This is a genomic window from Paenibacillus sp. JDR-2, from assembly GCF_000023585.1.
GTDB lineage: Bacteria > Bacillota > Bacilli > Paenibacillales > Paenibacillaceae > Pristimantibacillus.
Map to the genome: position 1 here is coordinate 6,116,045 of NC_012914.1, position 23,492 is coordinate 6,139,536.

Below are 23,492 nucleotides of genomic sequence, written 5' to 3' on the forward strand. Positions count from 1 at the left end.
TGCCGCTACTGCTCCGGGCAACCGCTGACGAGATGACCCGATCGGTTAATTTTCGTCTGCAAGTATTTCTCGTTATACTCGGACACATCTCCCCAGAGCGGAATCCGGTCTGCAACTTCAAGTCCGGCGGAACGCAGCGCATCCAGCTTGCGCGGGTTGTTCGTAATAAGCGTGACCGGCTTATCCTTCGGCCGTAAGGAGCGCAGCACCCGGATTGCATCGCTGTAGTTGCGCGCATCATCCACAAAGCCAAGGTTAAGGTTCGCCTCTACCGTGTCGTAGCCCTGCTCCTGAAGCAAATAAGCCATCGCTTTGCTGAACAATCCAATCCCGCGTCCTTCATGATTCGCCAGGTAAAAGAGCGCTCCCGTCCCATGCGCCACAATCATCTTCATCGACTGATGCAGCTGGTAACCGCAGTCGCAGCGCTTGCTGCCGAATATATCTCCTGTATGACAAATGCTATGCATCCGGATAAACGCCTCGTCCGCATGCTCGAAATCGCCATAGACAAGCACGCTGGACTGCTGCATCTCCGCGAGATTGGCGCCGGACAGCTTATCTATAATATCCTCCAGCTTATCTACTTCCTCCTTGCATAACAGCCAGCAATACCAATGAAATATAGCCGTTTGATCATCCAGATTAACCGGCAGCTTGATGGGTCCAACCAAATAAATCTCCCCGTCCTCGCTGTCAATATGCCGAATTTTTCCTTCAAGAATCGAAATAACCTTATCATTCATGGTTCTTTAGACCATCCCTTCGCTTCCATTATTGACCTAGGTTGCGCAAGGACAGGGGCAGCTATGCTTATTCACCGACATTAATCGTATAAGAAGCGGTAAATATATCGCCGTGGCGCTGGAACTGGCCCCATACCTTATAAAGCCCGGGAGCAGGGAACGTCGTCTCGAATAAAGCTTCCGGTCCCGCTGTCTGACCTTCCTTCGGATGAACATGCAAATAATGCCGGAGATTCGAACTGATGATAACTACATGTCCGGCCGCGCCGAGGTAGGGTTCCATGTCCTGCGCCGGTTTGCTTGTTGCAGCATCCTTGAAGGAGAAAGCGAGGGATGTTTCTTTACCCGCTTGCAGCTCGCCGGTTTGCAGCGACACAACGGTATTCTCAATCGTCTGAATAAGCTTCTTGTCCGGTACAAGCGAAGCGGCGGCAGATGTTTTACCGCCAACCGTCACCTCCGTCTGAGCAACCTGATGACTTCCTCCGGCAGGTACAAAATCCGCAAATAGCTTATAGGCTCCGCCTTTCGGAAAGACGGTATCGACGGTAAAATGTCCTTGTCCCTCATCGACCGGATGAAGATGCTGAAATTCGCTCAAATCGCTGCTGACCGCAATCAGATGAATCTCCCTCTCATGGTTCAGAGCAAAGCTTTGAACCGGACGGCCATGCGCATCCTTAAAGTTAAGCTGAATAGTTGCTTTATTGCCGGCCTCCGGCTGATTCGGCAAGAAGCTCCATTGTACGGTGGTGCTCTGGTTATGCCCTTCTTCATGAGCATGATGATGCTCGTGACCGGCAGCGGTGTCGCCTGTTAGCCGCGTGCCGCCTTGACTAAAGGTTACCCCGGATGCGGACGCCCCCGCTGCTGCGGCAGAACCAGAAGCTGCCCAGCCCGTTTGGCCAGATGTATAGGCAGCCGATAAAAGAACGGCCATAAGTCCGATATGTAGAGTGCGATTTCGATTTTTTCGATGACGTTTATGCTTCATGTACTGTGTTCGCTCCTTCCATTTATCCCTAACAATATACCCATAGCCGGTATATGCTAATCACCTAGGGAAGGGGCAAAACGCCCCCAATCCCGCGTGGATAAGGGGCTAGAGGGCTTTAAAAATATTGATTTGCAAAGCGCTGCCGTGTATCGAGGATACCCCTCTCTTGCCTGACTGCTGACCGGTAAATGTACATTGTACGAAATGCAGGATATTAGCCAAAATCAGTGAAAAAGGCGTGTTATGCTGCACAGAATGCAGGATATTGCGCCAATTGAAGCCATTTCGGAACGTTTCTCTCCGATATGCTGCATTCCGTGCAACGTAAAACCCCACATCCACCGAAAATGAGTAATTATCCCGCATAACGTACAACGCGCGGGCATGGGCAGAAAAAAAGGCGCTGCCTGACTCCGTCGGAGCTGGCAGCGCCTCATTATAGCCGGTTAAACGACATCGTAGCCTTGATCTTCAATAGCTTCCTTGATCGCATTAATCGATACCTTATTCTCGTCGTACTGAACGGTCACTTTACCTGCAGCCAGATCCACGGAGCCGCTTGCGCCTGCTCCGGTAACAGCCTTCTCCACAGCGCTTACGCAATGTCCGCAAGACATGCCTTCAACCTTTAATGTTACATTTGCCATAACACAAATCCCTCCCAATCTTATTTCATTAATTTATTTACGGTAACGAGCAGCTCGTCGATAACTTCACTTTCTCCCGCCTGAATGCGCTCGATCACGCAGCTTTTCAGATGACCTTCCAGCAGAAGCTTCCCAACACCGTTCAACGCAGACTGCACCGCGGCAATCTGGTTCAGCACATCATCGCAATACGTATCCTTCTCAATCATCGCCTTAACGCCGCGGATTTGACCTTCAATCCGGTTCAGGCGCGATACGAGGTTGGATTTCATTTTATCGGAATGATGGCTCTTCCGCTCGGCACCTTGTTGTTCCGATTCGTTAGAATGGCAATGCTCGGTCTTCTCTTGTTCAATCATCTTTAAATACCTCCAGGGGGTATGGCATAATCTAATCATATCATACCCCCTAGGGGTATGCAATCCGCATTTTGAGCATAAACATAATAAAGATTAATATGCCGCAAACAAATCGGAAGTAAAGTAAAATCAATTCAATTCTATGATGGTGATGGGAGTGGAAGAACGGTTATGACTACACTTGTGAATTATGCGCACCGGGGAGCTTCCGGCAATTATCCGGAGAACACGATGATCGCCTTCGAAAAGGCGATAGAGTTTGGCGCGACAGGGATCGAAACCGATGTGCAGATGACCAAGGACGGCAAGCTGGTGCTCATCCATGATGAAATGCTAAGACGGACAACCGGCATGAACAGCCTTGTTGCCGATATACATTCCGATGATCTGCTGCAGCTGGATGCCGGCAGCTGGTTCTCTCCGAACTTTAAGGATGCAAGGATTCCGGCATTGGAACAACTGCTGGACCTCGCTAAGCAGACCGGGACGATCATCAACATCGAACTAAAAAACGGCATCGTACCTTACCCCGGATTGGAGCAAAAGGTAATCGAAACCGTTCGTGCTTACGGCATGGAGGATCAGGTGATTCTCTCCAGCTTTAATCATTATTCGCTTATCGAATGCAAACGGCTGGCTCCGGAAATCCGGACTGGCATCTTGTACATGGAAGGCTTATACCGTCCGTGGAAATACGCCTTGTCGATTGGAGCTTCCGCCCTGCATGCCTCGCATTTTGCCGTGCTGCCGGACTGGGTTGCGGAGGCCGCCCAGCATGGCGTTATCTATAACGTGTTTACAGTCAATGAACCGGCCGAGATGCAACGTCTGATTCAGTCGGGAGTCGCAGGTCTCATTACCGATTACCCGGAACGGCTCACTGCTCTGCTAAACAAGCTTTAATCCGATTAGTGGATGCTTTTCTTCGTAAAGCCGCCGCCTTGTACGTCGGCAACATTTTCAATAGCGATAAACGCTCTTGTATCAATGTCATGCACAATCGCTTTCAGCTTCGCCACTTCCAGACGGCTGACTACGCAATAAACCATTTGCGTCTCTTCTCTGGAGTAACCGCCGCGTGCCTGAATGTAAGTCGTGCTGCGTCCCAGGCGGGTCATAATCGTTTCGGCGATTTCTTCGTACGCGCTGGAAATAATAGTGACGGATTTGGATTCCTCAATACCTTCAACAACAATGTCCATGACTTTGGTTGCGAGGTAATAAGTGACCATCGAATACATCGCGGAGTTCCATTCAAACACGAATCCAGCGAGGACGAAAATAAAGACGTTGACGATCATGATGATCTGTCCGACCGGCATGCCGAATTTTTTCGATGCCAGAATCGCAAGAATCTCCGTGCCGTCGAGGGAACCGCCAAACCGGATAACAAGACCAACGCCGGCGCCGAGAATGATCCCGCCGAACAGGACGGCCAGCAGTTTTTCTTCGGTAAAAGCGTGTACGTGGTGAAGCAGCTGCGTGGTAATCGACATAACGGCGATACCGTAGAGAGTGGATATGGCAAACGTTTTGCCGATCTGCTTAAAGCCGATGAAAAGGAACGGAATGTTCAGGACGAATATGAATAGACCAAGGGGCAAGTGGGTTAATTCGGATACCATAATGGAGATACCGGTGATGCCACCGTCGATTACATCGTTCGGTACGAGGAATAATTCCAGTGATACACCCATTAATACGGAACCTATCGTGATAAAAATGACCCTTTTAAAAATCTCTAATGCGGATATTTTTTTGTGCTCTTTTGCCATCGTGACCTCCAGCCTTTTCTTTTTAGCGTAACACAATCCTCAGGTCTTTTCAAAAACTGAGGCAAAAAAAATAGCAGCCGGCGTCATCTTATATGACACCCGACTGCTATTTTGTTCCACTATTTTACTGATTATTCATATAGTACCGCTTTGATTTCGTCGCTGTCGATATTGGACTTGTCGTAGTAATAGAAGCCCGTATCAATGGTAGACTCTACTTTCTCGCCGCGAATCGCTTCAACGGCTGCCTTTACCGTCTCGTAACCAATGCCAACCGGGTTCTGCGTAATGGCTCCGGCCATAACGCCGCTCTTGATCGCGTCGATTTGCGCTTTGCCCGAGTCGAAGCCGATTACGGTAATTTGGCCTTCCTTCTTGAGCTCGGTTACGGCGTTGATAACGCCAACCGCAGAGCCTTCGTTCGAGCCGAAGAAGCCTTTAATATTCGGATGAGCCTGAATCATCGCTTTCGCCAGGTCCGTCGATTTCAGATGGTCGCCGCCGCCGTATTGAATGTCGACAATCTTAATATTCGGATATTTTTCTTTGATCCGGTTCACGAAGCCGTCGCGGCGGTCAACGCCGGTAACGGAGGTCTGGTCATGCACAATGACGCCAATCTCGCCTTCTCCGCCGATTAACTCCGCCATTTTGTCAGCGGCAAGAGCAGCGGCGGCTACGTTATTGGTTGAAGCGGTTGTGATCGGAATATCGCTGTCTACGCCGGAGTCGAAGGCAATAACCGGAATCCCGGCGGCTTTCGCTTTTTGCAGGAGCGGAACGGAAGCCTGGCTGTCGAGAGCGGCAAAACCAATCGCGCTAGGCTTCTTATCCAGAGCAGCCTGCAGCATTTCGATCTGTTTGTCGACCTGGGCTTCGGTCTCCGGTCCTTCGAAGGTAATCTCCACGTTGAACTCCGTTGCGGCTTTCTCTGCCCCGGCTTTAACCGCCTGCCAGAATTGATGCTGGAAGCCCTTCGAAATAATCGGAATATAAATCTTGTCTCCGCTCGCCTTGGTCCCGCCGTTGTCCGTGCCGGATTTGCTTGAGCCGTCCGAGTTATTCGAACCGCAGGCGCTTAGCATAACAACCGTCATTAACGCTACTACCAGCAATGCCGTAAACTTTTTCACCGAAATCTCCCCTTTGATTTTGGATTCAATCAGATTTTTGGATTAAACCATTCTATATAGAATCTCTGAGCCTCCGGCTTGCGAGACTTGCAAAGGCGCCAAAGTTTCTAGCGTGAACTAGAATTACGCTTTGCGGCGGCGCAGAATGTCCGCGTAAACCGCAAGCAGGATGACGATGCCGACCACCACGGTCTGCCATTCCTGCGGAACGGACAAAATGCGAAGGCCGTTCGTCAGCACGCTCATAATCAAAGCGCCGATAACCGTACCTACGATCGTCCCCTTCCCCCCGCTAAGCGAGGTGCCGCCGATTACAACCGCCGCAATAGCCTCAAGCTCGTAACCGGAGCCAAGCGCAGGCTGGGCGGAGTTGAGCCGGGAAGCAATCAGAATGCCCGCCAGGCCGGTGAAGATACCGGTAAGCGTGTAGATCACGATTTTCCAATAGTTCACGTTAACGCCGGACAGTCTCGTTGCTTCCTCATTGCTGCCGAGGGCAAAGTTATAACGGCCGACAATCGTTTTCGACAACAGAATGCTTCCGATAATCGCGGCGATAAAGAAGATCACAACCGCATTCGGGATGGCAAAGCCCGGGATAAGCTTGTCGAAGAACGAGCCCTGCGACACCTCGCTGAACACCGGATGATCGTTGAAGTAGATCGGCTTCGTGCCGGAGATGACAAGGGCTAGGCCCTTGGCGATCATCATCATGGCAAGGGTGGCGATAAACGGCGGGATCTTCAGCCTGGCGACCATCACGCCGGACAGCAGCCCGCAAACGGCGCCCGTCAGAATGCCCCCGACAATGCCGATCGGAACCGGCAGCCCCCAGTACGTAATAAACACCCCGGTCATTACCGCGCTTAAGGTCATCACCGTTCCGACCGACAAATCTATGCCGCCCGTAATAATGACAAACGTAGAGCCCAGCGCCAGGACGCCGGTCACAGCGGTCGAGAGTAGAATCCCCACGATATTGGAGAATTGAAAAAAGTTGCTGGACGAAAAGGTGAATACGAGAATAAGGACGATCAGACTGGCAAAAGCAAGCACCTGCTGCAGAACGCCCGGCTTCAGAATAATCGCGTTCTGCTTGCCGCCAAGCTGCGCCATTTCGGCTTTTGGCTGCATTTTCATAGACGTACCTCCTATATTGAGACTAGTTCGACCCACGGGTCAGTCGCCTCTGTAACTCGGTTTTTTCCTGCTATTGAACTATGCTCGCGGGAGTTTGAGCTCTTAAACCTGCTGCCATTCAAGCTCTTAATGTCGCATATCGCATAATCTGCTCCTGCGTGGCTTCCTCGCGGCCCAGTTCGCCCGTGATGCGCCCTTCGCACATAACGATAATGCGATGGCTCATCCGCAAAATCTCGGGAAGCTCCGAGGAGATCATAATAATCGATTTGCCCTTGGCGGCGAGATCGTTCAGCAGCTTGTAAATTTCGCCTTTTGCTCCAACATCGATCCCGCGGGTAGGTTCATCAAAGATCAAAATGTCGCAGTCTCGGGTCAGCCATTTGCCGATAACAACCTTCTGCTGATTGCCTCCCGAGAGGAATTTGACATCCTGATCGATATGAGGCGTCTTCACCTTCAGCATCTCGACAATCTGATCGGCCGCCTTCGCAATCTTGCTCCGGTTCACCCAGCCTACCCCATTCGCATATTGCCGAAGCGAGGCGACAGCCACGTTTGTCTTCACATCCATCTCCACAATGCAGCCGTACCGCTTGCGGTCCTCGGACAAGTATCCGATTCCCGCCTGTACCGCGTCATAAGGCTGCTTCATTACGACCTTGCGTCCATGCACGGTTATCTCGCCCGCATCGATCGGATCGGCGCCAAAAATCGCTCTCGCCACCTCTGTCCGTCCCGCTCCAATCAGCCCCGCGAAGCCGATGATTTCTCCTTTTCGGAGCTTGAAGCTGATATTGTCCAGCGCTCCCTTGCGGCTTAACCCCTTCACCTCAAGAACCGTCTCGCTGTTCTCCGCTATCCGATTCTGCTTCGTGCTGTCATAGATCTCGCGGCCAACCATCATCGCAATGATCTGCTCGTTCGTAACGGAAGCCGTCGGCACGGTATCGATATATCGTCCGTCCCGCATGACGGTAATCCGGTCGGTAATCCGCTTCAGCTCATCCATCCGGTGCGATATATAAACGATGCCAACTCCGTTTGCTCTAAGCTGGTTTATAATAACGAACAGATCATCGATCTCCGTATCGCTCAGCGCCGCGGTTGGTTCGTCCATGATGAGCACCTTGGCGTCGTAAGACAACGCTTTGGCGATCTCCACCATCTGCTGCTTCGCTACCGTAAGATTGGCGACCGGTTCATCCGGATCCAGATCCATGTTCAGCCGCTCGAACAACCGCTCCACCTTCCGCTTCAGCTCCCGCTCGTTCAGAAACAGTCGAAGTACCCGCCGCGGCTCTCGTCCGATATAGATGTTCTGCGCCACCGTCAGATCAGGGGCCAGGTTGAGCTCCTGGTGGATGATCGATATCCCCAAGTTCTGAGCGATTTTTGAATTGGGAATCTCGACTTCCGTTCCGTCGTATACGATGTTTCCCCCATCCTTCTGATACACGCCGGTCAGCACCTTCATCATGGTAGACTTGCCCGCCCCGTTCTCTCCGACCAGCGCGTGCACCTCGCCCCGCCTTAATTCGAAGCGGCAGTCCTGCAAGGCTTGAACGCCCGGAAAATATTTGTTGATCCCTTCCATGCGAACGAGTATGTCCTTCATGCCCAATCACTCCATCCCGCTGTAACTAAGCTCATTCTAAAGCGCTTTCGCTTTTGCCAGAATGGAATAATGTATTTGAATAGTTGAAAAAAATCTGTTCCTAATGAAAAGAAAAAAGCTACTCTCCCACAAAGGGGAAGAGCAGCTTCTGATTTTGTTCCGTGTACATATTGTCTTTGTTGATAATGACCGATTCCGTATCGATCAGCTTCGGCACCTTCTTGCCCCGCACCGCTTCAATAGCCGTCTTTACGCTGAGGTAGCCCATATTGTAAGGCTTCTGGACAATGGTTGCCTGCAGCACGCCGCCTTCAATCAGCTTCACTTCATCCACCGAGCTGTCGAAGCCAACAAGCTTTACTTTGCCGCTAAGCCCAAGATCCCGGATCGCTCGGCCGGCACCCACGGTGGAAGGCTCATTTAACCCAACAATCCCTTTAATGCCAGGATCCTCGGAGAGCAGCTCCTTGGTCAGCTCATAAGCCTTCTCGAGCCGGCCTTCGCTATAGAGCGTACTTGCTACCTCAATATGTGAATGTCCTTCCAGCCACTGCCGCACACCCTTTTCCCGTTCAAGCTGTGACGAGGTTCCGTAAACATAACTCATAATGGCGACTTTCGAGGAAGAGGACTCCGGCAGCAGCTTGGCCATCTCTTCTCCGGCCTTCTCTCCGGCTGCAATATTATCCGTTGCGATAAAGCTGAGCGCATCATCGCTGTTAATGCGGGAATCTACCGTAATAAGCTTGATGCCCGCCTTAACGATCTGCTGGGCGACAGGAACCAGCCGGTTATAATCGGTAGCGGCCATCACGATCGCATCCGGCTTCTGCCGGATTGCCTGCTTCAGCTGTTCCGTCTGAGTGTCAATCTCCGTCTCGGACGGAGGTCCAATAACCGTCACATTGGCGCCAAATTCATTGGCTGCATCCTCAACTCCGGTGATCAGCACCTTCCAGAAATCAATCGCCGAGCTTTTTGCTTTTACCGTAACAATGATATCGACAGTCTTCTCCGTTCGCTGGCTTGCCGCCCATTTATAGATGCCAACGACAGCAACCACGATAAGAATCGCGGCAATGGCGACAGAGGCCGATCTGCGTCTATACTCGCTCATGCGCCAACACCCCCGGCCAATTCATCGCCTTCAATGGCGGCTATCCGTACCGTTACGGTTGTGCCCTCATCCTGTACGCTTTTGTACGTCAGGCCGTAATCCTTGCCAAAATAAAGCTGGATCCGCTCGTGGACATTCACCACGCCAACGCCTTTGCTTTCCCGGTCGCTTCTCCTTGGCTCCAGGATGGTTCGGAGCGCCTCCGCCTCCATCCCAACGCCGTTATCGCTCACTTCCAGCCAAATATAGCCGTCCCGCTTGCCGCCGGTAACCTGAATCGTTCCCGTCCCGATTCTGTTCTTGATGCCGTGGTAGATCGCATTCTCGAGCAGCGGCTGGAGCAGCACCTTCAGCGTCCGGTACGCGTAAATATCCGGATCCACATCGATGTGGAAATCCAGCTTGTCCTTATAACGGATTTTCTGAATCGTCAGGTAGTTGGCGACATGCTCGATCTCCGTCCGAATCGAGACCAGCTCCTGTCCCCTGCTGATGGAGGAACGGAACAGCCGCGCCAGCGCGGAGGTCATCAGAACGACCTCGTCGGTCTTTTTCCCCTCAGCCATCCAGATGATCGAATCCAGCGTATTGTACAAAAAATGCGGATTAATCTGCGCCTGCAGCGCAGTCAGCTCGCTCTTCCGCTTAATCTCCTGCTCCCGGACGACCTGACTCATCAGCTCCTCGATCTTAACGACCATCAGGTTAAACGTACGGGCAAGAGAGGCAATTTCCCGCGGATTGCCGATAGGCACCCGGATGTTGAAAATCCCCTTCTCCACCTTCTTCATATGCTCCTGCAGCTGCTTGATCGGACGGGACAGATTACGCGAGATAAAGACGGCAAGCAGCAGGCCTACAATCAGGCAAAAGATCCCCGCCGCCACCATCGACAGCTGCATTTCGCGCTTGTTGCCGATCAATTCGTTGACGTAGGACACGCCAACGATTTTCCAGCCGAAGCCGGTATCCTGAATCGTATAGATACGGCTTGTTTTCCCTTCGTCGGTCATAAAGCTGCCGCTGCCTTTTGCGAGCACCTCGTCGATTTTCTCCGACTTCAAGTTGCTGTAGATCAGCTGCTGCTGCGGATGGTATACGATATTGCCGTCCTCATCCACGATAAAAATGTAACCCCGCTTGCTTAAGTCGATATTGTTCAAAGTATCGTTGATAACGCTGAAGTTCAGGTCGACAAGCAGTACGCCGCGCGGCTCCGTCTGATCCTTGCTCCACAGCTCCCGGCTGAGCGATACGACCCAGTCGTATTCATCCTTGAACATATGCTGGACATGGGAGGAGGAAACGACGATCCGGCCCGATGCTTCCTGCGCGCTGGTGTACCAGGGCTGTTCCGCCAGCCTGACGCTTGGATTCAGCTCGACATGCTCGCGGTCCGAGACAAAGAGGCCGTTATAGCCAATCACGTTAATCGATGCAATATCTTTGCGCGAAGCGATAATAGAGTGAAAATACGCCGAGATTCGCTGCTCGCGCGCCAGCTCCTCCGAATTTGTCGCGTTATTCCCCTCTTCGCTTACAAGCTCGCGGACATCCTCGTTGCTGAGCGCGAGCATCGATATATTTTCCATGCTGGTAATGTAAGTCTGGATGTTGGCATTCACCTGGCGGATCAGCTCCGCCGTATAGTCCTGGGCCGTCTCGCGTACGGACGAGGCCGACAACTGGTAAGAGATGACCCCAAGCAGGATGGCCGTAAGCAGAATAAGACAGGCAGAGGCAGCGGCGATATTCGTCTGAATGCTTTTGAATTTAAATAATTCCATATACGCGCCTCATGCCTGTTCCGCCGCCGTCCGATGACGGTAATCCGTTGGAGATTCCCCCGTATGCTTTTTGAACAGAACGCTGAAATACTGCGCATCGCTATAGCCAGTTCTGGCGGCAATCTCGTAGGTTCGAAGGCCGGTAAATTTCAGCAGTTCCTTCGCTTTGTCCATCCGTACGGCAGTCGCGTACTCGATAAAGGTTCTGCCGGTGTGGGATTTAAAGGCCGCGCTGAAATAGCTGACGCTCATGTGAACCTGCTTGCAGACGGCTTTCACCGATAGATTCTCGTCCTCGTAATGGGATTCCAGATAGGCAATCGCTTCTTCAATCTGTGACCGGCACTGGTCGTGGCGAGTTGCCGTTACGCTATGAACGGCTTGCCGGCAGGCCGTCTTCAGCCATTCCCCGATCTCTTCCATCGTCCTGAACCGGTAGATTTCGGTCATCGGGTTAACGCCTTCTCCGAACACCTCGGACTCCTTGCAGCCAATATCGCCAAGCGCCTGCATGACGGCAAGAATGGTTCTTTGAATACGCAAATAGCAGTGATCGATGCTGGTCAGTTCCGCTTTGTTGTACCGGATCAGCGCTTCGATCGCACGCTCTACTTCATCCGCCGTGCCCGTCTTGATTCCCGCTATTAATTCACGGTCGAACTGGGCCGGATGCCCGGCCGGCGAGCTTCGGCGCTTCTCCATATCCAGAATGCTGATGACGCTGTTGTCGCCAAGCACAAGCCGATAGTCCAACGCTGCCGCCGCAGCCTTGCAGGTCTCTCTGATTCCCGTGTAACTATGGACGGTCATGCCGATTCCGACCGAAACTGTCAGCTTCAGGAATTGAACCGCCGATTGCCGGATACGCTCAGCCAGCTCCTGCGCCTTTTCTTGCAGCAGCTCCTCTCGCTCACCGCCGAGGACGGCCATCACCCGTTCCTCTCTGCTGCGGAAAACAACGGCTCCGGGCTCCCCGCTAATGATCTCCTGCGCGATATTGTACACGGCAAACCTAAGCAGCTCCCGGTCCGTATCCGCCCCGCCCTGCTCTTCCAAGCGGTCCGTGTCGATCGCCAACCCCAGATAGCAGGGCCCCTTCAGTTGAATCTGAAAATAATGCAGACGCGACGCAATTTCCTTCTCGGTTAAGGCCATCGTCGACATCCGCTCGAGGAAGCGTTCCTTGAGGAGCGGCATGCTCTCATGCAGCTGGCTTTGCAGCCGGGCCAGATCCTCCCGCTCTCTTTTCTCCTCGTCCAGTTCCAGCCGAAGCTTATGCAGCATCGCCGAGAACTCTGCTGCCGTTACCGGCTTCAAGATAAAATCCTTTACCTTCAGCTTCAGCGCCTGCTGCGCGTATTCGAAATCATCGTATCCGGTAAGGATCACGACCTTTGTCTCCGGATACCGTTCCATAACTTCGCGGGACAAGGCCAGCCCGTCCATAAACGGCATGTTAATATCCGTCAGCACGATATGCGGCCGCAGCCGTTCGATCTCCTCCAGCGCCTGCACGCCATTCTCGCAATCCGCCACGCACCGAAAGCCAAGCTCCTCCCATGGTATGCGCTCCCTGATGCCTTCCCTTACGACCGCTTCATCATCCACCAGCAATATCGTATACAAGGTCGTTCCCCCTATTGCCTATCAGGATTGGAATTGTATGCGCTTTTATTATAGTCAGCGAAATAGAATTCCGGCAATGAGGAAAAAGAACAGCGCAAAAAAACCTCACTGTCAGTGAGGTTCCTCATTGCTCATTCGGCATCTCCGCTAGCGCCCGAGGAAATGCTCCACAAAGGCGCGGTAAGGCGATTGCTCGGGTATCGCTTGCGCGATTTGGCGCAGGCTCCCCTGAAACTGCTTCATTTGCCGCTTTCCTGTCCAATCGTCCGGAAGCAGCGGATCCGGGAGCATGGGATCGCGCAAACCAAGCTCCGCAATGATCTCGCCCAATTCGAGAAAAAGGACAAATAATTGCAGTCCGTCCTCATCTCCCGTATGTTCAAGCCCCTTGAGAACAGGTACCAGGTGCTCCTGCAACCACCGGTCTTTGTCCCGGTACAACGCCTGCAGCTCCTTAAGCGGCCATAGACGGAAGCAGTGCTCCTGCGTAATGCCGTTATGTACAATCCTTGTACTCGCAACCGTTATATATCCGGCAACTTCGCATTGCCGGCCGAGCCGGATGACCTCGTCCCGGTAATCCCATGGCGAGACATAGACGCTTTTATAAAGCGAGCCAAATCCCAGCTGCAACAGCTCCGATCGGAAGCTATCCCTTCTGCGGCGCTCCGATTCCGGAATCTCGAACATAACCATGCACCATTGCCCGTCCCACTCCTTTTCGTATAAACCGGGCTTAGCGTTAATGATCCGGATGAATTTCTCGCCAAGAGGCGTTGCCTTGTATCGGGAACGTTCCGCCGATTCGGCATAGCCTTCCTTCTTCAGCCTGGAAAGAGCGTTGCGCACAATCTGATGGGAGATGCCCCGCGCTTCATACACCTCGATAAGCCTGCTGACGGCTGCGCCCGATCCGGCTCCATCCCCGCTGGTCAGGAGATACAGCAACTGTTTCTCTATCGATAACAAAGGCCCCACGGCTCCTTTGACAAAAATAAACAAAAAAGATTGACATTTATTCACTGTCAATAATATAACATAAATATAAACGTTCGTATATAAATTGATTATAAAATTCGTTTTGAAAGCGAGGCCCCACTTTGGCGCGTCCATCTGACGCCAGCCCTTCATACTTCATCCGCCCTATCCGAGGATGGCCGGATCGTCTATACCGGATCACCGGTCGGAATTATTCTCCAGATAGACGGAATTACCCTCTATCATGCGGGAGATACGGGATTGTTCGGCGATATGCGACTGACCCATCATTAAGCAGGATGCCTCTCATTTCGTTCAAATGCTTCTGCAGCAAGGGCTTGCCGGCCAAGTACTTGCACCCGGGGAGCAGGTTGTCATTCACTCAAGCTAATCAATAGCTAATCAAAAGCTAATCAAAGGAGATGCTCTCATTGAATAATATATGGCATACATTCCTCTACATTATCGTTCCGATTCTTATTCCGCTGGCCATCGGCGCATGGCTTCACCGCAAATTCAAGTTCGAGCTTGGCGGCTTCTCCAAGATGCTCATGTATTACTACATTCCCGCGCTTGCCTTCGTAAAAGTATACGAAGCCGAGCTGACCGCTTCCTTGGTGGGTACCATTTTCCTGTTCCTCGCCGCGCAGTTCATCCTAATCGTCCTGCTCGGTCATGGCGTAAGCCGGATGCTTCGCCATCCCAAGCCGCTTGCCGCGAGCTTCTCCAACAGTATCGCTTTAACGAATAATGGCAATGTCGGTATCCCCGTTAATGCCATGGCGTTCAAACATGATCCGTTTGCGATGTCGATACAGATGATGGTCGTGACCTTTGAGCTGTTCGCCACCTTTACCTTTGGTCTGCTTAATGCCAGCAGAGCGGCAAGCGGCCTTAAGAACTCATTGCTGCAATTTGCCAAAACGCCTGTATTATATGCCATTATTGCAGGTACTCTTCTGCGGATCGCCCACATTCCTATGCCGGAGCCTCTTCTGACGCCTTTATCGACCATTGCCGACGGGATGCTCAGCTTCGCATTACTCACGATTGGCGCACAGATGGCTTCCACGATGCTGTCACTCCATACGATTACCGTCTTATGGAGCAGTCTCATCCGGCTAGCGGCAGCTCCCGTTATAGCCTGGCTGCTTCTTGAGCTCATGCATGTACAAGGCGTTACGGCGCAGGCACTCTTTATCGCAAGCGCGATTCCGACTAGCCGCAACAGTGCCGCGCTTGCCCTTGAGTACAACAATGAGCCTGGCTTTGCCGCCCAGGCCGTGTTGTTCTCCACCTTGCTCAGCAGCGTTACGCTAACGATCATCATCCAGCTGTCGGGTACGCTCTTCCCGGCATAACCATGCTGTTCCTACTCCGTCGGTGCCACCGCCAGCTGGAGCTCGCGCTCCAGCTCCCCGGCATAAGCAGCGCTTATGCCGGCGGACCAGCCGAATAGCTCCGCCATATAACGGTGCACGCCGTCCTTCCAGCGGATGACACGGCTGCGGTCGAACAGGAGGCTGCCGCTCCGGCGGATCCAGAAGTCGACCGGCTTGCAGGCCATCTCGTGGCGGATCGCATACAACAGCTCCAGCAGAAGCGTAACCGGAAGCTTTCGGCGGATCGCTTCTTCCTGCGCTTCGGACATAAGGCTGATCACGGTATCGATGTTGGAACCGAACCGTCGGACAAGCCGTTCCGCATCGGAGCCGGCGAGCCCCGCCGTGACGGCAGCCGCCGCTTTATCCGCGATAAATCGCTCATACCCTCCCGCGCCGCCAACGTCGCCTCCCGAGATCGGAAGCGTCTTCGTTTGGCTTGAGCCAATATTGACGCGCCCGGCTTTGGCGAGCTGCTCTGCCGCCTGATCCATAACGGTCTCGGCCATTTTCCGGTAGCCGGTCAGCTTGCCGCCTGCCATGGAGAGAAGGCCCGAAGGCGATACCAGTACCTCGTCGCGCCGCGAAATCTCGGAAGGGTCTTTCCCTTCCTGGTGAATAAGCGGCCGTACGCCTGCCCAGCTGGACTCCACATCCTCGGCTTTCAGCCCAAGCGTAGGGAACATACCGTTAGCCGCTTTCAAAATATACTGGCGGTCTGCAGCCGTCATCCGAGGATGGACAAGGTCCTCCTTGTAATCGGTATCGGTTGTGCCGATATACGTCTTTCCGTCGCGGGGAATCGCAAACAGCATCCGGCCGTCCGCCGAGTCGAAGTAGATCGCCTGACCAAGCGGGAACCTTTTCTGGTCGAATACGAGATGGACGCCTTTCGTATGATGGAGCGTCTTCCCTTTCTTGGATCCGTCCTTCTCCCGTATCGTATCTACCCAAGGACCGGCAGCATTAATAGTAACCTTCGCCTTCACTTGTCCCATGTTGCCCGTCAGTTGATCCCTCAGCTCCGCACCGGCGATCCGCCCGTTCTCGTACAACAGCGATTCGGCCTTCACGTAAGAGAGCGCGCATGCTCCCAGATCGAAGGCTTTTTTCATCACTTCAATCGTTAATCTGGCATCATCGGTACGATATTCGACATAATAGCCGCCGCCCTTCAGGCCTTTCCGCTTCAGAAGCGGCTCGCGCGTGACCGTCTCGTCCGTTCCAAGCATTTTTCGCCGCTCGGCGCGTTTGACTCCAGCCAGAAAATCATACAAACGAAGCCCAAGCGAAGTACTAAACTTCCCGAAGCTGCCGCCTTTATAGATCGGGAGCAGCATCCATTCCGGCGTTGTCACATGCGGCCCGTTCTCGTACACAATGGCGCGTTCCTTGCCGACCTCGGCTACAACTCCGATCTCGAGCTGCTTCAAGTAACGCAGACCGCCATGCACCAGCTTGGTCGAACGGCTTGACGTACCCGCGGCAAAATCCTGCATCTCCACCAGCGCCGTCTTTAATCCCCGCGTAACCGCGTCAAGCGCGATCCCCGCCCCGGTAATGCCTCCGCCGATAATAAGCAGATCGTATTCCTCCGCCTGCAGCCGCCCGAACTGCTCCTCTCTCTTTAGAGCGTTAAATAAAGCTGGTCCTCCCCCATGCCCGTTCCCGCTTGCCATTACGAACAGCTCCTATCGCAAATTCTTTATCTTTGTTCCAAGGTGAAACGGCTAACGCCTCCTTGGCGAAGTGCGTTTCAATCCGAATCTAAAAAGAAAACCGCGAACATTTCTCCATTATGCTATTACGCATAATGAAGAACTGCCACGGTCTATTTCCTTATCGAAAAGCCATTGCCGCCTTTACCGCCTTTTGCCAACCGGCATACAGCTGATCCACCCGTTCCTGTGCCATCGCCGGCTCAAAAACAAGGTCCAGCCGCCGCTGCTCCAGAATCTCCCCGCGGCCCTGCCAATAGCCAACCGCAAGCCCCGCCAAATAAGCGGCGCCAAGCGCTGTTGTCTCACTGATGACCGGCCGTTCGACCGGCACGCCAAGCAGATCGCTCTGGAACTGCATGAGCAAATTGTTGCGGATCGCGCCGCCGTCCACGCATAGCGTTTGCAGCGGAATGCCCGCCGACTGCTCCATCGCGTCCAGCACATCCTTCGTCTGATACGCAATCGACTCAAGCGTTGCCCGGACAAAATGCTCGCGCCGCGTCCCGCGCGTCATGCCGAATACCGCGCCGCGGACCTCGCTGTCCCAATAAGGCGTCCCTAGTCCGACAAAGGCCGGAACAACGTAAACGCCTTCCGTCGAATCCACGGCAGAAGCCAGCTTTTCGCTCTCCTCCGAGGACTCGATTAATTCCATGCCGTCGCGAAGCCACTGTACCGCCGAACCGGCTACAAAGACGCTGCCTTCAAGCGCGTATTCCACCTGTCCGTCTAAGCCCCAGGCAATGGTCGTAAGCAGGCCATGCTCCGAACGGATCGGCTCCGTGCCGGTGTTCATCAGCATAAAACAGCCGGTGCCGTACGTGTTTTTCGCTTCGCCCTTTTCAAAGCATCCATGCCCAAACAAAGCGGCCTGCTGGTCGCCCGCCGCGCCCGCGATAGCAATAGGCCCGCCAAACAGCGCCGCTTCCGTTTCGCCGTACACCTCGGAAGAAGAGCGCACCTCCGGCAGCATGGAAGCCGGAATGTCCAGCCATTCGAGCAGGTCGGCATCCCACTTCAGCTCATGGATGTTGTACAGCAGCGTCCGCGACGCATTCGAATAGTCCGTCACGTGAACCGCTCCGCCGGTCAGCTTCCAGATCAGCCAGCTGTCCACGGTGCCGAATAACAACTCGCCGGCCGCGGCTTTTTCACGCGCTCCCGTTACCTCGTTAAGCACCCATTTCGCCTTTGTTCCGGAGAAATAGGGGTCGATCAGGAGCCCTGTTTTCTCCCGGATCGGCATCTCATGTCCTGCTTCCTTCAAGGCTTCGCAAATGCCCGAAGTCTGGCGCGATTGCCAGACGACGGCGTTATAGACGGGCTTCCCCGTCATTTTGTCCCAGATTATCGTCGTCTCCCGCTGATTGGAGATACCGATCGCGGCGATGCGATCCGCCTCCAAGCCTTCCTTCGCAAGCAGCTCGCGAATTACCTTCAGCGAGGTTTCCCACAGCTGCTCGGCGTCCTGCTCTACCCAGCCCGGATGCGGGAACGTGCAGTCCACCGCCGTCTGGGCAACCGCGCGCGGGTTCCCCGCTTTATCGAATAAAATCGCACGTGTGCTCGTTGTTCCTTGGTCCAGCGCGATGATATAGGTTTCCTGCTGCGTCATAATGATCGATCCCCTTTTTCCATGAATCCTGCATTCCCAAGTACCCGCTTCCACTATTGTATTCTATTCGGGGCGCTGAGCCAAACTCCCTTTGCTGGACGCTTACATTCCTTTAATACCTCTCCGATACGATCTTCGCCTGCGTGAACAGAAGCAGGTAATCGCGGCCGCCTGCCTTCGAATCCGTACCCGACATATTGAACCCGCCAAACGGATGGGCGCCAACAAGCGCACCCGTGCATTTGCGGTTTAAATACAAATTGCCTGCCATAAATTCGCGCCGGGCTTGCTCCAAATGCGCCCGGTTTCTCGAAATCACGGCTCCCGTCAAGCCGAACTCCGTATTGTTCGCGATCTCAAGAGCGTTCTCGAATGATTTTGCCCTCGTAAAAGCAAGCACCGGACCAAAAATCTCCTCCAGCGAGATGCGGGCATTGGCGTCTACATCGGCAAATATCGTAGGCTCGATAAAATAACCAACCGAATCATCGGACGCTCCCCCGGCAACCAGCCTACCTTCTCCCTTGCCGATCTCGATATACTCCTGGATTTTGCGGAAGGCCTTGTCATCGATAACGGCCCCTACATTCGTAGTGGCGTCCGCAGGATCGCCTACCGTAAGCCGGTTGGTCCGGTCCAGAACCTTCGCAAGCACCTCGTCGTACACCGCTTCGTGGACGATCGCTCTGGAGCAGGCGGAGCATTTTTGCCCGGAAAAGCCAAAGGCCGCAGCCACAATCGAATCCGCGGCCAGGTCAAGATCCGCTTCCGCATCCACGATAATCGCGTCTTTTCCGCCCATTTCGGCAATCACGCGCTTGATCCATTTTTGCCCCGGCTGCGTCTTTGCCGCCCGTTCGTTGATCCTTAGCCCAACCTCGCGGGAACCGGTAAAGCTGACGAACCGCGTCAGCGGATGATCTACCAAATAATCGCCAACCTCGCTGCCGGGTCCCGGCAAATAATTAACGACGCCGGCAGGGACGCCGGCTTCTTCAAGCAGCTCGAAAAACTGCGCCGCAATAACCGACGTTGGGCTGGCCGGCTTCAAGACAACCGTATTGCCGCATACGAGAGCGGCTGTAGTCATGCCCGCCATAATCGCGAGAGGGAAATTCCAGGGCGGAATGACAATACCGACGCCAAGCGGAATATAATAAAGTTGATTCTCCTCATCGTCAAGAGGAGTTAGAGGCTGCGGCTTGCTTATACGCTGCAGCTCACGCGCGTAGAATTCCATAAAATCAATCGCTTCCGCCGTATCCGCATCGGCCTCGGCGCGCGTTTTGCCCGCTTCAACCGTCATCCATGCGGAGAACTCATGCTTGCGCCGCCGCAGCAGCGCCGCTGCTTTATATAAATACCTGGCCCGCTCGCTTGGCTCGGTATACTTCCAGCTGTCGAAGGTGCGAGCCGCTGTCTGAATGGCCTCTTCCGCAAGACTGGCATCCGCTTGGGAGACCACGCCGATCACCTGATTTTTGGAGGCTGGATTCGTGGACGGCAATGTCCGCGTTGTCGTAATCCGGCGGCCTCCGATCACAAGCGGATACTCCCTGCCCAGCTTGGATCTCACCGTTTCAAGCGCCGCATCGTACGCCTTGTTATTTGCTTCCGACTGAAAGTTCGTAAAAGGCTCATTCTTAAACGTTGCCCTCATACCCGCATCCCCCTTCGATACATGCTCACTATTCCATTTATAGTTCATCCGGCAGGACGTTATGTGTTTTAACTGGAAGTCTGGCAAGTAAGAATCTATGCCGGACTTCTCGGTAATCGAGAGAGGAGCGATAGACAATGGGTGCAGGCCTTTACCGCCGAACACTGCTGGGCATCACCGGCAACAAGCTTGTGGAGCATCTATCCATCCGCTACGGCCGCAAGCTCGCTTCCAAATTCATCGCCGGCGACAATCTGGAAGAAGCGATGGATCGAACGGAGGAGCTCAACAATCAGGGCATTATGGTGACGCTGGACCATCTTGGAGAAGGGATCAAGGACTTGAAGGAGGCCGAGGGCTACAGGGATGAGTATTTGAAAATCGTCCGTGAGATCGCGAGGCGCAAAGTGAACGCCAACGTCTCGCTCAAGCCGACCCAGTTCGGCCTTGCGCTGGATAAGGAACAATGCCACTCCAATGTCCGGGCGGTTGTGTCGGAGGCGAAGTACAGCCGGATTTTTGTCCGGCTCGACATGGAGGATACGCCTTATACGCAAGCCACCATCGATCTGGTGCGGAAGCTGCATGCCGGCTGGATGACCAATGTCGGCACCGTCATTCAAGCGTATCTACACCGGTCCGAAGATGATGTGAAAGCGCTGAGCAAGGAAAAGGTTAATCTGCGGCTGGTGAAGGGTGCTTACAAAGAGCCCCCTGAGGTGGCGTATCAGAATACGGGGCAAGTGCTCGAGAACTTCAAAAAGCTCATTGAGCACCGGCTGACGAACGGAGTTTATACGGCTGTTGCCTCGCATGACGATAAGGTCATCAATTTCACCAAGGCTTTCGCCGCGGCAAATAATATTTCGAAGGATGCCTTCGAGTTCCAGATGCTCTACGGCCTTCGCATGGGCAAACAAGCCGAGCTTGCCGGGGAAGGCTACCGCGTCCGCTGCTACGTGCCTTACGGCACGATGTGGTATCCGTACTACACCCGCCGTTTGGCCGAAAAGCCGGCGAATTTGGCTTTAGTGTTGAGGAATATGTTTAAGTAACCGCAAATTTCAACGATGTCTTTAGTTGAAATTTGTCGGGGAACCGCAAAGTGTAACAGTGTTTATCTGTTACGCTTTGTCGGGTAACCGCAAAGTCAAAAAGTCCCCATCATATCATGGGGACTTTTTGACTTTATCGGCATCGCGTTTGTCTTGCATCACGTTTACCGGCAACTGCGTGTTTATTAACGATCTCGACGGGATGCAACTCCGTGTCCAGTATAATTTACAGCTAACGTGAAGTCAGCCATTTCAGATGCCTGCCACTACAGCAATGAAGCCGCACCCCCTCTCCCACCACGCTAACGAAACGTAGTATCGTTATTTCCGAATAAACACCCGTTTTCAGAATCTAACGAAACCTGGTATCGCTATTAGGTCGTTTTCACGCCAAATGTAGCTCATTCGGTCCAAATAATGTTACAGAGTTTCGTTAGAAATCACAGCGGCCCAAAACCGCCAAATAAGGTGTTGTAGTTTCTTTAGCGCCATGGGCGGCCTTCAATCGCAGACAAAAGAAATCCCCCCACGGTTACGCGGGGGATTTCTTTTGTCGGGCTTCAGGGGCCGAGCCCCGAAAGACTCAGTGGGTTACAGGCAGGCCCAAAGCCAACGCCCACCCACCACGGCTAACGAAACGTAGTATCGTTATTTTCGAAAAAACGGTCGTTTTCTAAATCTAACGAAACCTGGTATCGCTATTAGGTCCTTTTTTAGCCAAATACGACTCAATCAGCCCAAATAACGATTCTGATTTTCGTTAGAAAACACAGCGGCCCCAAATACGGCAAATAAGGTGTTGTAGTTTCGTTAGCGCCGTGAGAGGTCATTCCTCGCCAAACCGCTCTACTAGTTACCCAGCAAAATCAGCTCTTTCGGATAGCTGGTTAATACCCGGACGGAACCGTCCGCTTGAATGTACACGTCGTCCTCAATCCGGACGCCGCCGACCACCGAATCATAAATGCCCGGTTCAATCGTAAACAGCAGGCCCGGTTCGATCACCGATTGATTCTGCCCCGAAACGGAAGGCTGCTCATGCACATCCATGCCAAAGCCATGGCCGAGACGATGCGTGAACAGCGGGCCAAAGCCCTTCTGCTCAATTACGTCGCGGGCTGCTTTATCCACGGAAGCCAGCGTTACGCCGGCTTTTGCCGCCGCGATTCCCGCCACGTTAGCGGCAAGCACCGTATCGTAGATGGCGCGTTGCTCTTTCGATGCCTCGCCCATTACAAAGGTTCTCGTGATGTCGGAGCAGTAGCCGCCAGCCTGTACGCCGATATCAATCAACACAAAGTCGCCATGCTTGATGGTGTCGTAACCCGGCGTGCCATGCGGCAGCGCGGAACGTGCGCCGGTCAGCACGATCGACTCAAACGCCGGGCGGTCTGCGCCAAGCTTGCGCATCTGATACTCAATTTCCGCCGTCAGCTCAAGCTCCGTCATGCCGATTTTGACGTGGGAAGCGGCGTGCGCAACAACCTTTTCCACCATAAGGACGGCATTCTGCACCTTGATGATTTCTTCTTCGCTTTTTTTCGTGCGCAGGGACAGAATAAAGCCCTCGAGGTCAACAAATCGCGCGCCGCCCAAAGCATCCTGAATCCGCTCAGCCTTGGCGATCGACACCGCTTCCTTCTCAATTCCCGCCGCCGCGACACCCGATGCCGTATGCTGCTTCAGCACTTCGTAAGCATCCTGGGTATCCGAGATAGGCACAAGCTTGCCGTTCCCGCCAAAAGGCTCCGCCGCCGACAGGTCGAGAAGCGGCATATACAGCGTCTCCTCCCCCGTCCGCGCATCCAGCGCTAACGCCAGGAACCGCTCATGCGGATTGCAGGAAAAGCCCGTAAAATAATATACATTCGTCGGAGACGTAATAAAGGCGATATCAATGCCGTTCTCTTGCAAATAGGCAGCCAGCTGCCCTTTTCTCTGTTGCCAAATGGATTCCATGCTTTTCACTCCGTTTCTCATTAAAAACCTACCCTGCTATTATAACGCCGTCACGCGCTGTAACAAAACCATCCAGCCTCTCCTCTACCATTTTGAAATTCCTCGAAAATAAGTTCATACTATAGCTATAGGGTCCACAGGAAACTATACATATCGTTAACGAGAGAGGAATGAAGC

At 53.4% G+C, this 23,492-nt stretch carries 19 protein-coding genes; 3 read left to right on the top strand and 16 right to left on the bottom strand.

Annotated features, from left to right (window positions below):
* Positions 1–5: 5 nt before the first annotated feature.
* From PJDR2_RS26740 to PJDR2_RS26755, 4 genes are all read right to left on the bottom strand, one after another.
* On the bottom strand, positions 6–746 hold the full coding sequence (locus tag PJDR2_RS26740) for a GTP cyclohydrolase II (RefSeq protein ID WP_015846870.1): 741 nt from the start codon (positions 744–746) through the stop codon (positions 6–8).
* A 67-nt stretch (positions 747–813) separates the two neighbouring features.
* The gene (locus tag PJDR2_RS26745) at positions 814–1,740 is read right to left on the bottom strand and encodes a hypothetical protein (protein WP_015846871.1); all 927 of its coding nucleotides are present in this window, start codon (positions 1,738–1,740) and stop codon (positions 814–816) included.
* A gap of 449 nt (positions 1,741–2,189) precedes the next feature.
* A complete protein-coding gene (locus PJDR2_RS26750) occupies positions 2,190–2,390 on the bottom strand; it encodes a copper ion binding protein (protein ID WP_015846872.1) in 201 nt (66 codons plus the stop codon).
* A 20-nt stretch (positions 2,391–2,410) separates the two neighbouring features.
* Positions 2,411–2,749 carry a metal-sensitive transcriptional regulator gene (locus PJDR2_RS26755; protein WP_015846873.1) on the bottom strand — a complete coding sequence of 113 codons (339 nt, stop codon included), beginning with the start codon at positions 2,747–2,749 and terminating at the stop codon, positions 2,411–2,413.
* 171 nt (positions 2,750–2,920) lie between these two features.
* Between PJDR2_RS26755 and PJDR2_RS26760 the strand changes: the two genes are divergently transcribed.
* Positions 2,921–3,652 (top strand): glycerophosphodiester phosphodiesterase, encoded by a 732-nt coding sequence (locus PJDR2_RS26760; protein ID WP_015846874.1) that lies wholly within the window; start codon positions 2,921–2,923, stop codon positions 3,650–3,652.
* A gap of 5 nt (positions 3,653–3,657) precedes the next feature.
* On the opposite strand, the gene PJDR2_RS26765 is transcribed toward PJDR2_RS26760, so the two are convergent.
* The 8 genes from PJDR2_RS26765 to PJDR2_RS26800 all read right to left on the bottom strand — a co-directional run bounded on the left by PJDR2_RS26765 (position 3,658) and on the right by PJDR2_RS26800 (position 13,914).
* Entirely contained in the window at positions 3,658–4,524 is an 867-nt protein-coding gene (locus PJDR2_RS26765; RefSeq protein WP_015846875.1) for a YitT family protein, read from the bottom strand.
* 131 nt (positions 4,525–4,655) lie between these two features.
* The gene (locus PJDR2_RS26770; protein ID WP_085982424.1) at positions 4,656–5,621 is read right to left on the bottom strand and encodes an ABC transporter substrate-binding protein; all 966 of its coding nucleotides are present in this window, start codon (positions 5,619–5,621) and stop codon (positions 4,656–4,658) included.
* A 159-nt stretch (positions 5,622–5,780) separates the two neighbouring features.
* The gene (locus PJDR2_RS26775) at positions 5,781–6,773 is read right to left on the bottom strand and encodes an ABC transporter permease (protein ID WP_041614695.1); all 993 of its coding nucleotides are present in this window, start codon (positions 6,771–6,773) and stop codon (positions 5,781–5,783) included.
* 142 nt (positions 6,774–6,915) lie between these two features.
* Positions 6,916–8,415 carry a sugar ABC transporter ATP-binding protein gene (locus tag PJDR2_RS26780; RefSeq protein WP_015846878.1) on the bottom strand — a complete coding sequence of 500 codons (1,500 nt, stop codon included), beginning with the start codon at positions 8,413–8,415 and terminating at the stop codon, positions 6,916–6,918.
* Between the two features lie 118 nt (positions 8,416–8,533).
* On the bottom strand, positions 8,534–9,532 hold the full coding sequence (locus tag PJDR2_RS26785; protein WP_015846879.1) for a substrate-binding domain-containing protein: 999 nt from the start codon (positions 9,530–9,532) through the stop codon (positions 8,534–8,536).
* Positions 9,529–11,319, bottom strand: coding sequence for a cache domain-containing sensor histidine kinase (locus PJDR2_RS26790; protein WP_015846880.1), 1,791 nt, complete (start codon positions 11,317–11,319; stop codon positions 9,529–9,531). Before PJDR2_RS26790 ends, PJDR2_RS26785 begins: the two co-directional genes overlap by 4 nt.
* Before the next feature lie 9 nt (positions 11,320–11,328).
* Positions 11,329–12,945 (bottom strand): response regulator transcription factor, encoded by a 1,617-nt coding sequence (locus tag PJDR2_RS26795; protein WP_015846881.1) that lies wholly within the window; start codon positions 12,943–12,945, stop codon positions 11,329–11,331.
* A 147-nt stretch (positions 12,946–13,092) separates the two neighbouring features.
* Positions 13,093–13,914: a PaaX family transcriptional regulator C-terminal domain-containing protein gene (locus tag PJDR2_RS26800; RefSeq protein ID WP_041614696.1), complete on the bottom strand. Its 822-nt coding sequence runs from the start codon at positions 13,912–13,914 to the stop codon at positions 13,093–13,095.
* A 440-nt stretch (positions 13,915–14,354) separates the two neighbouring features.
* On the opposite strand from PJDR2_RS26800, the gene PJDR2_RS26805 reads away from it, so the two are divergent.
* A complete protein-coding gene (locus PJDR2_RS26805) occupies positions 14,355–15,284 on the top strand; it encodes an AEC family transporter (RefSeq protein WP_015846883.1) in 930 nt (309 codons plus the stop codon).
* Between the two features lie 11 nt (positions 15,285–15,295).
* On the opposite strand, the gene PJDR2_RS26810 is transcribed toward PJDR2_RS26805, so the two are convergent.
* The 3 genes from PJDR2_RS26810 to pruA form a co-directional block, all read right to left on the bottom strand.
* The gene (locus tag PJDR2_RS26810) at positions 15,296–16,984 is read right to left on the bottom strand and encodes a glycerol-3-phosphate dehydrogenase/oxidase (protein WP_015846884.1); all 1,689 of its coding nucleotides are present in this window, start codon (positions 16,982–16,984) and stop codon (positions 15,296–15,298) included.
* A 160-nt stretch (positions 16,985–17,144) separates the two neighbouring features.
* A complete protein-coding gene (gene glpK, locus PJDR2_RS26815) occupies positions 17,145–18,641 on the bottom strand; it encodes a glycerol kinase GlpK (protein ID WP_015846885.1) in 1,497 nt (498 codons plus the stop codon).
* A 112-nt stretch (positions 18,642–18,753) separates the two neighbouring features.
* Complete coding sequence (gene pruA / locus PJDR2_RS26820) at positions 18,754–20,301, bottom strand: L-glutamate gamma-semialdehyde dehydrogenase (RefSeq protein WP_015846886.1); 1,548 nt, start codon at positions 20,299–20,301, stop codon at positions 18,754–18,756.
* A gap of 137 nt (positions 20,302–20,438) precedes the next feature.
* Between pruA and PJDR2_RS26825 the strand changes: the two genes are divergently transcribed.
* On the top strand, positions 20,439–21,356 hold the full coding sequence (locus tag PJDR2_RS26825; RefSeq protein WP_015846887.1) for a proline dehydrogenase family protein: 918 nt from the start codon (positions 20,439–20,441) through the stop codon (positions 21,354–21,356).
* Between the two features lie 849 nt (positions 21,357–22,205).
* Here PJDR2_RS26825 and PJDR2_RS26830 read toward each other — a convergent pair.
* Positions 22,206–23,315 carry a M24 family metallopeptidase gene (locus PJDR2_RS26830; RefSeq protein WP_041614697.1) on the bottom strand — a complete coding sequence of 370 codons (1,110 nt, stop codon included), beginning with the start codon at positions 23,313–23,315 and terminating at the stop codon, positions 22,206–22,208.
* Between the last annotated feature and the right edge of the window lie 177 nt (positions 23,316–23,492).